Here is a 13,243-nt window from a genome sequence, read left to right on the forward strand (position 1 = left end):
TGTTCAGCCTGGACCGGCTTGTTTCTTTTTGGTCACATGAATCTAAGGCTTGTCCCACCAGACGCGGCCAAACATATCACTTGGACCCTGACCGAAACCTTCACCGCTGGCCATTGCATCAAGAGCTGCTTTTTCATTCTCATAATTCAGCGATGTAATAGAAGGATTTTTAACCTGTGCCCTTCTTGGAAGGGGCTGAATTACGCCATTGGCGCGAAACTGCGGCAGGGATAGCAATGTTGTCTCATTCGGCATGCCTGTTCTCTTCCACAATGACCAGCTTTCGTTCGGTTGTTTGTAAAAATGCAGGTAAGCCTGTACTACTGCCTGCTCCACACCCTTTGCAGCATTATATTTAATGTCCGGTTGCTGAAGGTAGGCGTCGATTTCAGGTGTTGTCACAGCCACATATTCAGTAATCTGGGCTGACTGTGCTATTGTATTATATAATGTAATAGAAGCACGCACACCTTCGTTATACAGCGTTTCAGCATTTTCTGTAGTCACCCCTTTTGCGGCAAGTTCAGCCCTGGTAAGAGCAAACTCGGAATAAGTGATAACCGGGAAAAAATGTGTGCCGGTACCGCCGTTGAAAGAAGGATAAAACAGCCGGCGTTGAATCTGCGAAAGTGTATCCAGCGTAGTGGTCGTTCCATTCACATTAATAGTACGGGTAAGATTGTAGTATGTTGCATTTGCCGGGTCTGCAGACTGATCTGGGCTGGTGAAACTTCCGACAAATCTTCTTGGATTAAACACAGCAGTTGGGGGAAGTTTTCCCTGCGCCTTTGCCAGGTTAAAATTCTCCTGGGAATAATTGTTCTGGGCATAATAAAGTCTAAGCCTGGGATCAGATTTGAGAAACATGAAATCGACAGTTGGCTTAGGGGCTCTTTGAATTTCCGGGTTCCAGTTACCACCTGAAGAGAAAGCTGCAGGCGTAGTGAAAGCCCAGTTGTCGGCATTGCTTGTCATGAGATTTCCTGCATCAGCAAGCACTTCCAGCGCGATGGCTTTCATCCTTTGCGGATTGCGTTTTTCAAGCCTGGTTGCCATCCTCAAACGAAGTGCATTTGCTGCCTTGATCCACTGCGCAAAGTTGCCTTTATAATACTGATCATGCGTACCATAACTTTCCTGGGTGACCGGCTGCGGTGTTTTTAAAACCGTAATAGCATTTTTTACTTCCTGGTCAACCAGTGTGAACAATTGTTCCTGGGTATCATATTCCGGTGTCAGCAAATTTTCATAACGCGCCCGGAAAGCCTGGCTGTAAGCAAGACTTCCGTTTATCTCCGACACATAAAATGCATATTGGGCCTGAACGATAATTGCGATCTGCTTCATGTATTCCATTGAAGCTGCTTCCGGAGATGATTCGATCATTTCAATTACGTCTTCCAATGCATTACCTACGTTGTTATAGAAAACTCCGTAGCGCTGATTGAAATTACCGATATCTTGGAGAAAGGAAACGGCATTACCATTTTGCGGAGTGAGATACTGCATCCAGGGCATCATCCTCCTGTAATTATCATAGTACCATTCGAAATCTGTACCGTGAATTTTAACAATAGCATTAAGAAACTGTTCTTTTGGCTGAATAGAATACAAGGTCCTTGGATCCGTATTTACCTCAACAAAGGCTTCTTTCTTGCAGGCAGCTGTGCCCACTACCAGTAGGCCCAGGACTAATATATACTTTGAATAATTTTTCATTTTGCTGCTTAAGTTTTGATTAAAATCCTGCGTTTACTGTTACACCTAAACTTCTGACATAAGGCAGGCCACCATATTCAGCGAATTCACCCGGACGATTACTCAACAGCCCTTCTGGATTCACACCGTCTTTTGTTGTGGTATAAAGGTATCCCAGGTTGCGTGCAACCACGTTAACACGAAGCGAATTCATATGTGCTTTACCAGCCCATTTTTTAGGAAGGTTATAACCCAATGAAATTTCACGTACCGCTACCCATGAATTTTCAAAAACAGAATACTCACGTATACCAGTTGACCATTGTGTGAGACGGGCATAATATAAACGGGCACTTACCGGTTCAATAATTCCCTTGTCATAGGCCTCCTGGTAAGTCATCCCACTTAAATTATAGGTTTTACCATCTTTTGGCGAAACATAGGAAGTCGCATCAGGGAACACGCCCTCGGGAACAATACCATCATTGAATGATGAAGTAACAACTCCGGTACCACCTGTAGCATAGACATTTCTTTTCAAACCACCATACTCAGCTGAACGACCAAAAAGAGTACTTTCAAATGATCCGTAAGTTGAACCATATTGGTGAGTGGCAGAAGCCATCATACCCCCGATTTTCGCATCCAACTGGAATCCTAACGTGAAGTCTTTGTACCGGAACGTATTAATGTTAGAGGCCAGATATCTTTCCATGGCCGTACCTAATTCTTTTTCACCCTGTCCCGCATCACTACTCCTTCTGTAAGCACCGTTCGTGAGGATCATCTTCTTGCCATTGTTCACGTGATCGATCGGTTTACCCTGCGCATCTTTAGCCTGGTAAGTTGAATAAGAATAACCACTTATTATTGTACCATAATCTCTCCCGGCGCGGGCGATAGATTTTACATCGGCACCGAAAGCCAGGCTGAGCTCATAATAATCCACACCCTCAATTAAAGAAATAATCTTGTTCCTGTTCCTGGAATAGTTGATCAGGGTGGTCCATTCGAAGTTTTTTGTTTTGACCGGGGTTGCAGAAATCAAAATTTCAATACCCTGGTTCTGGATATTTCCACCATTAAAAAGTCGGTTACTCACACCGCTTTCTGATGGAGTGGCAAATGAGAGAAACTGGTTGTAGGTATTTTTCTTGTAGTAAGTGAAGTCAACACCCAGGCGGTTATTGAAAAACCGGATATCAGCACCGACTTCTATTTCTTTTGTCAGCTCATTCTTTACATCCGGGTTTGGTAACAGATTTTCAGGATACCCGTAGTAAGAAATATCGCCATCAGCTACACTACGATAGTTACCCAGCAAACCATAATATCCCCTGCTGGTATAATAAGGATTGGTGGCTGCACCGGTGTGACCATAACTTGCCCTGAGTTTACCAAAAGAGAGGAAATCCAATTTTTCGCTGCCTGTTAATAATTCAGTAAATATCCATGACAATCCAACTGCAGGATAAAAGAATGAATAGTCACCACCACCTGTACGCGGATATGTTAGTGATGAATTCCAGTCATTCCGTGCACTGAAATTGACGGTCAGCATATTTCTCCAGGTAGCATCACCGTATAAATAGATCGCATCGGTGCGGAATCTCGGAAGATTGATTGTTCTGTCGGTATTTATAACCGGAGAATTTACAGAATTCGCGATGATATACTGCAAGGGTATTTTTAATCCGCCATCCGTTCTCAAAGCTACCCCGGTTCCACCAAGGTCGCGGTATGTCTCGCCCCCGGCAGTTAATGATCCTTCAAACTCCCCAAACGCTTTTGTGGCGGTAGCCAGCCCCTGTAAACGCATAGTTCTCTGTTCGCGGCTGTAGATGCTATATTCACCACCAGTATAATTCACACCCTGGCCTGGAAGCTTCTCTTCGTTAACCAGGTTGGAATTATTTATGTTACCTCTGACCAGGAAGTTTAACCATGGAGTAACATTCGCAGTCAGGTCGACATTTGCTCTGAAATTCTGTTCTCTTTGCTGACGATTCTGCTCATAAAGATTCCACCAAAGACCGGATGATCCATAGTAGTTGGTCGCATCCTGGCGGCGGCCACCCCTGGCAGTATCTATATACATCTGGCTATACTTAGAAGCGTCATAGCTCCTGGGCAAACCATAAACAAGTCCGAAAACCGGGTTTTCGTTTCCACCTTGTCTCAATGGGTTAAGACCTTTCGAAGCAACATAATTTACTGATGCATCCAGGTTAAATACGTTGGACAGTTTTTGTGTTGCGCGAAGATTGAAGTTGTTTCTTATTAACTTATTATTTGGTACTACACTATTGCTTTGTGTGTTGGTATATGAAAAACGAAAAGTTGTTCTTTCATTTCCCCCTTCAACTGCCACATTGGTATTGATAAAACGGCCCGTTTGATAAGGTTCAAGAATGTTATCCGGATTCGGATTCCATGAAATCATTGAGCCATCCAGATCACGTACCTGCTGACCCTGGAATTTCGGACCATAGCTGAATATATAATTTGTCGGATCAACTATGCTTTGCCCGGTGGCCCTGTCAATAGCGAAAGTATCCACGATACCTGCCCCGAAAACATTTTGCACATCCATCACCCGGTAGGCCTGGTCAAAACTTTGTGTATGACTGAAATTAACACCAAGTCCTTTCCGTCCCTTACCTTTTTTTGTAGTGATAAGTATTACCCCATTCTGTGCTTTAGATCCATATAATGCGCTTGCTGCACTTCCTTTTAATACAGTAAGGGATTCGTAGTCGTCAGGGTTAAGGTTTTTGATGTCATTACCGAAGTCAGAAGCCGCTCCCCATGAATCGGCACCGGTAACTCCTGGCTCAATCAATACCCCATCGATTACAAATAAGGGTTGTGTGTTTCCACTCAGCGAAGTATTACCCCGGATCCGGATTCTTGAACTCGATGTAGGTCCACCAGAACCCTGGTTTATCATTACACCGGCAACCTTACCCTGGAGTGCGTTTACTACGTTTGCAGTATTTGCCCGTACAAGTTCTTCGCCCGGAACAGATTGGACGGCAAACGGAAGTTTACGCGTCTGGCTTTTTACACCGAAACCCGTTACAACCACTTCATTGAGTTCAGCAGAATTATTCTCCAGTACAACAACCATGTTCTCCCCGGAGCCTACTGCAACTTCCTGGGTCAGAAATCCAATTGACGAAAAAACAAGGGTTTGTCCTGTTCCGGCTACTGATACACGAAAGTTGCCGTTCGCATCTGTAGTGCCGGCAGTTTTAGTTCCTTTGACAAGGAAAGAAACTCCCGATAAGGAAGCTCCGGAACTATCTCTGACAGTCCCGGTAATAGTCTTTTTGTCCTGCGCCATGGCAAAAGTTGTCCAGGTGCTTATCAGAACGAAAAGAAGTAATCTGATAATGGGTCTTTTCATTACAGTGTAGTTTTGGTTTGTTTGTTTATAGTAATAATAATCGATAGCATTTACGGTTAAAATAAATCGTGGGCTATTTCCATCCCCGCTTCATTTCTATTTGTTGAACGACCATCGGTTTCTATGTTTTCCATGACCAGTGCAGCAGCACCGATAAGTTCTGCATCAAAGCCCAGGTTAGATATTTCGATGGCGGTATTTGCTGCCAGCCTCGGAATACAATGTTCGTTCAATGCCTGCTGTATGGGTGCCTGCCACACTTTCCCCGCCATTGATCCACGTCCGCTTAAAATAATCGATTCCGGATTTAAGATATGTATGAGTATCGCCAGTCCCCTGCCTATATGATACCCCGCTTCAGACAAAAGCTCGATCGACAGCCTGTCACCTTTGGTTGCTGATACCAGGATATCCTCGCTGGATTCTTCCAAATGATCTTCGGTATATTGTTTCAGTATTGACATTTGCCCATTCCGCAACGCTTGCTGTGCCTTTTCGGCGACCACTAATAATGAAGCTTCCGTTTCCAGGCAACCGAACTTCCCGCAACTGCAGGGTTTGTTGTTGGTGAATAACGGAATGTGACTGAATTCACCTGCAAATCCGTTATACCCACGAAACAGCTCCCTGTTTAAAATAAGTCCGAGTCCGATCCCCCAGTTTATATTCAACACCATGGCATTCTTCTTGGTCATCGCTGCACCGAAGCGAAGTTCAGCCAGGGCAATCATGCTCGAATCATTATCGATATAAACCGGCAACCCTGTTTGTTGACAAACAAATTCAGTAATCGAGGTGCCCTTCGCGTCCAGGAATGAATAGTTAACACCTTCGCTGACGTCTACAAAACCAGGCATCGCAATGCCAATCCCAACCAGTTTCTCTGGTGGTAAACCCGACATTTCTATAACCTCTTTGATTTTTTTTACAAGAATGGAGAGTGCCTTTTGATTATCAGCAAGGTGCAGTGAAAAAGAAACAACAGGCTGAACCTTCTGCTGATCCATGTTTACTATCGAAATACGGGTCACCCGCTGATCCATTGCTACAGCAACAATATTCATCACATCCGGCTTTACCGAATACATTACCGGCCGCCTACCGCCACTTGACGGTGCAAGCCCGGTTTCGATCACCGAACCATCCTCTATGAGTTCATTCAAAATCTTTGTTGTCAGCATTAAGCTCTTATTTATCCTGGAACTCAGCATGGCGCAAGAAGCGCTTTTTGAAAAATATAGTTCTTTAAGAATCAGGCGTTTATAAGTAGGTGTCTTGTCAGCCATTTTGTCAAACAAACGTTAATTTTTGAAATTTAACAATAAAGTAATGAAACATTTCTAAATAAAACTAAAACTTTTTATTTTTTATATGGAAGTTATCTTGACGACGAGTAGGCAGAGACAGAATAAACTTCCTCACCAGCATCAACAAGATTAGAACTCGACGAATACTGATCCTTTTTTGTCCTCTGACAGACATCCGCATTCCCTTCCTTTATATTGCCCAAATAGTATAAAAGAACGCTGAGATAAGTCATCAGCGCCTACCAAAGTCCCCTTAGTTTTATGAGGCTCTGGCGATTCCCTTTGTGGATCGTCGGGCCCTGGTGCAGAGGCTTGCCCGGAGCGCATAATAAAAGATGCCTTGCTCTTCGAAAACAATGCTTTTCTGTGACCCAGGTGGCAAAACATTGTTCAGCCGTGAGCGCATCATGAGTCAAAAAGCTGAACTATACACTCAACAATAAAATTGAATTAAGATGACTGCGCAACTGACAGGAGCAGAGCTGGACCAATACCACCGCGATGGCTTTTTAGTAAAAAAAGGCTTGTTCAGCAAAGATGAAATTGATCTTTTGCACCGCCTGGCCACGGATGACTCGGTTACCCAGAATGCCTTTGACCTGGTGGATCAGGAAGGTAAACGAACCAAACTTACCCTTTGGTTTACTCCGGGTGATGATTCTTTCGGGCTTATGTCCCGGTCGGAAAGACTGGTAAAGGCGGTAGAGTCTTTATTGGGAAAACAGGGCGATGTCTGTCATTTTCACAGCAAGATCATGCAAAAAGAGCCCCAGACAGGCGGGGCCTGGGAATGGCACCAGGATTACGGCTATTGGTACAAAAATGGTTTTCTCTATCCCGAAGCAATGATCTCCGTAATGGTAGCTCTTACGGAAGCCACGATCCAAAACGGATGTTTGCAGGTATTGAAAGGCACCCACAAAATGCAACGCTTTGAACACAATCTCATCGGCGAGCAACAAGGTGCAGATCCTGACTTTGTGCGTGAGGCAGAAAAGACGTCGGAACTTGTCTACGTGGAGCTTCAACCCGGGGATGTATTGTTCTTTCACGCCAATATCCTCCACCGCTCTGATGCCAACCGTTCAGACAAACCACGCTGGTCTGTAATCTCGGCGTACAACCTGAGTTATAACGTTCCTTTCCGTGAAAAGCACCTGTCGTGCATCGAACCCATAGCAATGGTCGGGGATGAGGCATTATTGAAAAGCGGTTCGCGCAAAGTAGAAAGCGCAGACTTTTTAAACAAGGAGAGTGAAATTACCTTAAAGGTGAAGTAATGAAAAACGCTTTCCTTATTGGCTTTGCTGTTTCGCTGGGCGGACTGATGTTCGGATTTGATGTAGGAATCATTGGTGGGGCGATCCCTTTCCTTGAACAACACTTTAAGCTGAACGAATGGGAAGTAGGATGGAGCGCCAGCTCGCTTTTGCTGGGAGCTGTATTAGGGGCAGCCATGGCTGGAAAGCTAGCCGATAACTGGGGAAGAAGGAAAGTTCTATTATATATCGCACTCCTTTTCGGCGTCACTTCGCTGTCCACAGGACTGGCTCCAAACTTTAGCTTGTTTATTATATTCCGGTTCCTGGGTGGCGTTTCAGTGGGTGCTGTTTCCGTTTTATCGCCCATGTACTTGTCGGAGAGTGCTCCCTCCGGGCAAAGAGGTAAGATCGTGTCGTTATACCAACTGGCTATCACCATCGGAATAGTGCTTTCTTACCTGGTTAGTTACCTCCTGCACGATATCGGTAGCTGGAACTGGCGATGGATGTTTATTTCCGGTGTAGTGCCTTCCATAGCTTTTTGGTGTTTACTGTTATATGTTCCTGAAAGTCCAAGATGGCTTTTATTAAAGGGTCGAACCGTGGAAGCAAAAGGCATCATTGAAAAGTTATACGGCAAAGAAGGAGGAAAGGCCGCTTTAGCGAAGTTATTAGGGGGAGAACGGGAGAAGGCTGTGCGGAACCTGAATTGGAAAGACGGTGCAGAAAAGAAATTACTGCTGGCAGGAATCACCCTGGCTATACTGGTACAGCTGTCGGGTGTCAACACGGTTGTAGACTACGCGCCAAGGATACTTCAGTCGGCCGGCTGGCAAATCGACGCAGCTTTATTTTCGACGTTTGGCATTGGAATTTGTTTTGTCTTATTTACGCTGTTGGGAGTGGCAATTATAGACCGGGTTGGAAGAAAATTCTTGTATCTGTTTGGTTCGGCGGGGATGACCAGCTCTTTGGGGGCCTTAACCTATATGCAATTCACGAATCAGTTTGAGGGTACAAAGGTGCTCGTATTACTGTTGGTTTATGTGGCATTTTTTGCTACTTGTATTGGTACTGCTTTTTGGACATTGGTCGCAGAGATTTTTCCCAATGCCATCAGGGGAAAGGCGATGTCGCTTTCCGCACTCACCAATTGGTCGGCAAATTTTCTTGTCGTATTTCTTTTTCCGTGGTTAGTTTCAACAATCGGCGGTGGAGGTACCTTTGCCTTTTTAACGCTGATGTCTGGCGCGCAGCTGGTTTTTTCTTTTATCTTTCTAACGGAAACAAAAGGTAAGTCATTGGAAGAAATAAGATTTGCCGGGCATTAACATTCATTTTCGTTGTCTGGACGCGGCCCCGTTCAGTAGTGTCCGAACATTCCGTAGTATCTGTATCCTTTTTACGTTTCTTTTAAATTTTCGCAATTGAAAGACCTTTTGCAAAAACTGCCCTTAAAAGAGAATACCTCCTTTGTTTGCAGAACCTATCGTACTCCTGATTTTGAAACGCCCTGGCATTATCATGTAGAATACGAACTCGTCTTAATGACAGAAGGCTCCGGGAATGTCCTGGTGGGCGACTATATCGGGGACTATGAGGAGGGTGATATATTTTTTTTGGGTTCAAACTTACCACACTGGTTCAGAAAAAAAGAGGAAAATACAATAGGAAGTGCTATCGTCATCCAATTTCGCGAGTCGGTTTTCGGAGATCAGTTTTGGTCGCTTCCCGAACTGCAAAGTATCCGGCAGTTGCTAACCCAGTCAGCAAGAGGGGTTCAAATAACAGGGACATCAAAAAGCTTCCTTTCCGAAAGTATCCGGACCATGGAAGCTTCAGAAGGCTACCATTATTTTCGACTTCTTTTTGATTGTTTGCATCATATCGCGGAGAATCGTAAGAATCGAAGCTACCTGACACTATCAGGCGGCACCATTCACAGGGAAGCGGAGGGAGCGATAGGAAAAATTTTTGAGTACACGTTCGCCAACCTGCAGGAAGAGATTAAAGTGGAACAGGTGGCTACGCTGTTGAACATGAGTGTTTCTACGTTTATGCGGTTCTTCAAAAAAAATACGAAGAAAAGCTATATCCAATTTCTCAAAGAAGTGCGCATTGCAAAGGCATGCAAACAATTGGCGAAAAGCCAAAGGCCGATATCCGCTATCTGCGCTGAATCCGGCTACAATAACTGGGCAAATTTCTGTCGCCAATTTCGGGAAATCAAAGGAATGTCACCCTCGGATTATAGGAAAAAAATGAGCAGAGAACCTTATCTCTGAAGAATGAGAAAATGATCTTCAATGAAAAAAACAATTGTTTGTCAACTGCTTCTCTTTAGTGTCGTTGCATGCGCTGCCCAGGCATTGCGAAATCCTGTGTATGCGTTACATAACATGATAAAAGGAGACTCCGTATACAATACTCCCGACAAACAAGTGGGTTACGTAAAACAAGCTGGTTTTGATGGGATTGAGATCAGCGGCCTGGAGAGTTTTGAATCCATGTATGAAGCGATAAAGACAACCGGGGTAAAGGCGGGTTATTTTTACTTTAAACTAAATCTGGATACCCCTTATATTGACCCGGGTCTTCCCGGATATATCCGTCAGTTGAAGGGAACGAAATTCATCCTGGCACCTTACATACCCAATACAAAGGCAAATCCCGCAGGCACCCATGGCGCTGATACCTTAGTAATTCGTTTGCTAAGGGACCTTGCCGGCTGGGCAGAAAGTGCTGGCCTTCAGGTAGCCATTTATCCACACCGTTTTTTTTATGTCGAACGTTTTGATCATGCCGTTGCCCTGGCGCGGCAGGTGAATAAGAGTAACCTTGGTGTGTCATTTAACCTCTGTCATTGGTTAGCGACGACCAACAGCGAGGAACGTGCAACCCTCCAAACCCAGTTGAAAACCGCCGCGCCCCATATCAAAATGATCATCATAAACGGCGCCAACAATGTTGTAAGCCAAAAGCCGGTGATATGGGAAGATTATATACTGCCGTTGGGCAGCGGAGATTTTGATACCTACGGATTGCTTCGTTATGCACTGGTTGATTTAAAGATGAAGGTGCCCGTCGCGATCCAATGTTATAATATAAAAAGCAACAAGGCGCAACTAGTCCAGACCAGCATAAGGCAGTGGCAGACTTATAAACAGCAACTGCAAATGATCAACAAATAATAAACTATTGTTTCAATAAAATGAAACTACTGATTGAATTATATAGAACTACTGTTTGCAAAACATAAAGCTACTGTTTGCAAAACATAAAGCTGCTGTTTGCGTAAAGTAACTACTGTTTGAAAACTACTGTTTGGATAAATTAACTACCTGGCGTAACATGAAAATAATAAAAGATAAAGGTCTTGAACGTATCGTAACCGTCACCATCATTTTTGCTTTAGTATTCATTGGTTTCGCTTGCCACGACCGGTTAGCATCCAAACGCCAGGAGTGGCGGCACTATGGAGGAGATCTTTCCCAAAACAAATTCTCATCACTCGAACAGATAACCAAAAAAAATGTCAGCCAGCTAAAACAAGTCTGGCAGTACCAGGATACCAGCACAATCGGCACGAGTATTCTTTTTAATCCCCTTGTGGTAAAGAGCAGAATGTTTGCGTTTATGCCTTCAAAAAAGTTGGTTGCTTTAGACCCGGACTCAGGTGAGCTACTCTGGTCCTTTGTTCCGGACAGTACTGACATCAACACATGGACGAGGGGATTAACCTATCATGAAGTTGAGGATGGTCCTGACGTCCTTCTTTTTGTTTATGGTGCGACGCTCTATTCGATCAGTGCCGAAGACGGCAGCCTTATCAAAAGTTTTGGTAACGGGGGCAGGGTTGATTTTTATACCGGTCTTTCGTTGGACACCGCAATGCGCAAACGGGTAGCGGTAACCAATAATGCACCTGGTGTTATATTTAAAGATCTGTATATCGTCGGTTGTAAAGTGCCGGATGAATTACCCTCTGTATCCGGTGATATAAGAGCGTTCAACGTGAATACCGGAAAGCTCGAATGGATTTTTCATACCATACCATTGAAAGGCGAATATGGGTATGAGACCTGGCCCGCGACGGCCCGAACAAAAAATGGCGGAGCCAATTGCTGGGGCGGAATGGCGCTGGATGAGAAGCGGGGTATTGTTTATGTGCCCACTGCGTCTCCATCATTTGATTTTTATGGTGCCGATCGTGAAGGGCAGAATTTATTTGCAAATTGCCTCCTGGCCCTTGATGCCAAAACTGGTAAACGGCTCTGGCATTTTCAGACCACCCATCATGATCTATGGGACCGTGATAACGGATCTCCGCCAAATCTTGTTACGGTTACCCATCAGGGTAAGAAAAAAGATGCCGTAGCCCTGGTAACCAAAATGGGTTATGTTTTTTTATTTGACCGCGACAACGGAGATCCTTTGTTTCCTATTGAGGAAAGGCCGGTGAGTACAGTAAGCCCGATGCCTGGAGAAAAACCCTGGCCTACGCAGCCCATACCCACCAGGCCCGCACCTTTTACCCGGCAGGGGTATCAACGGGAGTTTTATGAATCACTTGATTCAGCAGCTCTCAGATATGTAACTGACCGGCTAAAGGTGGATAAGTACAGCACTGATGTTTATGTTCCACCTGATTTAAATGGTTCTGTTATTGTGCCTGCTGCCCATGGTGGCGCAAACTGGGGCGGGGCATCCTACAATCCATCAAGCGGTGTATTGTTCGTTAATGCAACGGATCTTCCCGGGTTCTTACAAATTAAAGACCTGAAAAAATTAGCTGCCAATAACGTGCTGGATGGTGAAACTTTGTTTCAGCTCAATTGCAGCTCCTGTCATGGAAAGGATCAGAAGGGCACGACTTCAGGCCCGGATATCAGCGAAAAAGTACAACTATATTCAGCGGCTAAAATTGCAAGTGTTGTAAAGAAAGGGGCGGAACCGATGCCTTCTTTCCAACACTTACCGCAGAAGCAGATTGATAACATTGTTGCGTATCTGAAAAACACGTCTCCCGCATCCGCGCTAAAGGCAAAGAAAGGAGATGAAGAAAGCGGGAGCGAAGAGCCGTATGGGTTTTCAGGCTATGATTTTTTTGTTGATTCCGGTAAGATACCTCTTATAAAGCCGCCTTTTGGTACACTGAACGCTATTGATCTGAACAGTGGTGAAATTAGATGGCAGGTACCTCTTGGAGAAGACAGCCGGCTGGCGAAGAAAGGTATTAAGAACTCAGGGATGTACAACAGGGGCGGAGGCATTGCCACGGCAAGCGGCCTTATCTTCATTGGAGCCACCGGCGACCGCAAGTTGAGGGCGTTTGACCAGGAAACGGGCGCCGTACTCTGGGAAACGGAACTGCCTGGAGCGGCCAATGCTATACCTTGTACCTATTCGATAGACGAAAAACAATACCTCACGGTTGCCGTAAGCCCGAATCCTGCTGCCGGCTTTAAGGGTGGCTACATTACATTCAGTCTTTGAGAGTAGTACACTAAAAGAGAGGGCCGGCTAACATTCATTTGTACCACGGTGTTTTCACATAGGGTTAACCC

Annotated in this window: 8 protein-coding genes; 5 read left to right on the forward strand and 3 right to left on the reverse strand. The window is 44.8% G+C overall.

Going from position 1 to position 13,243, the window contains the following annotated elements; all coding sequences use genetic code 11:
• Nucleotides 1-42: 42 nt before the first annotated feature.
• The 3 genes from ACX0G7_RS12575 to ACX0G7_RS12585 are packed head-to-tail and all read right to left on the reverse strand — an operon-like array spanning nt 43 to nt 6,288.
• Nucleotides 43-1,719: a SusD/RagB family nutrient-binding outer membrane lipoprotein gene (locus ACX0G7_RS12575; protein ID WP_458923831.1), complete on the reverse strand. Its 1,677-nt coding sequence runs from the start codon at nt 1,717-1,719 to the stop codon at nt 43-45.
• A gap of 19 nt (nt 1,720-1,738) precedes the next feature.
• Nucleotides 1,739-5,107, reverse strand: a complete 3,369-nt coding sequence (locus tag ACX0G7_RS12580; protein WP_458923832.1) for a SusC/RagA family TonB-linked outer membrane protein — start codon at nt 5,105-5,107, stop codon at nt 1,739-1,741.
• Between the two features lie 56 nt (nt 5,108-5,163).
• Nucleotides 5,164-6,288 (reverse strand): ROK family protein, encoded by a 1,125-nt coding sequence (locus tag ACX0G7_RS12585; protein ID WP_458923833.1) that lies wholly within the window; start codon nt 6,286-6,288, stop codon nt 5,164-5,166.
• Nucleotides 6,289-6,869: 581 nt separating this feature from the next.
• Here ACX0G7_RS12585 and ACX0G7_RS12590 point away from each other — a divergent pair.
• The 5 genes from ACX0G7_RS12590 (at nt 6,870) to ACX0G7_RS12610 (ending at nt 13,172) form a co-directional block, all read left to right on the forward strand.
• Entirely contained in the window at nt 6,870-7,694 is an 825-nt protein-coding gene (locus ACX0G7_RS12590; RefSeq protein WP_458923834.1) for a phytanoyl-CoA dioxygenase family protein, read from the forward strand.
• The gene (locus tag ACX0G7_RS12595) at nt 7,694-9,007 is read left to right on the forward strand and encodes a sugar porter family MFS transporter (RefSeq protein WP_458923835.1); all 1,314 of its coding nucleotides are present in this window, start codon (nt 7,694-7,696) and stop codon (nt 9,005-9,007) included. Before ACX0G7_RS12590 ends, ACX0G7_RS12595 begins: the two co-directional genes overlap by 1 nt.
• Before the next feature lie 96 nt (nt 9,008-9,103).
• Complete coding sequence (locus tag ACX0G7_RS12600) at nt 9,104-9,961, forward strand: AraC family transcriptional regulator (RefSeq protein ID WP_458923836.1); 858 nt, start codon at nt 9,104-9,106, stop codon at nt 9,959-9,961.
• 21 nt (nt 9,962-9,982) lie between these two features.
• The gene (locus tag ACX0G7_RS12605; protein ID WP_458923837.1) at nt 9,983-10,867 is read left to right on the forward strand and encodes a sugar phosphate isomerase/epimerase family protein; all 885 of its coding nucleotides are present in this window, start codon (nt 9,983-9,985) and stop codon (nt 10,865-10,867) included.
• Between the two features lie 160 nt (nt 10,868-11,027).
• The gene (locus tag ACX0G7_RS12610) at nt 11,028-13,172 is read left to right on the forward strand and encodes an outer membrane protein assembly factor BamB family protein (RefSeq protein ID WP_458923838.1); all 2,145 of its coding nucleotides are present in this window, start codon (nt 11,028-11,030) and stop codon (nt 13,170-13,172) included.
• Nucleotides 13,173-13,243: the final 71 nt, after the last annotated feature.

The organism is Flavitalea antarctica, from assembly GCF_054461535.1.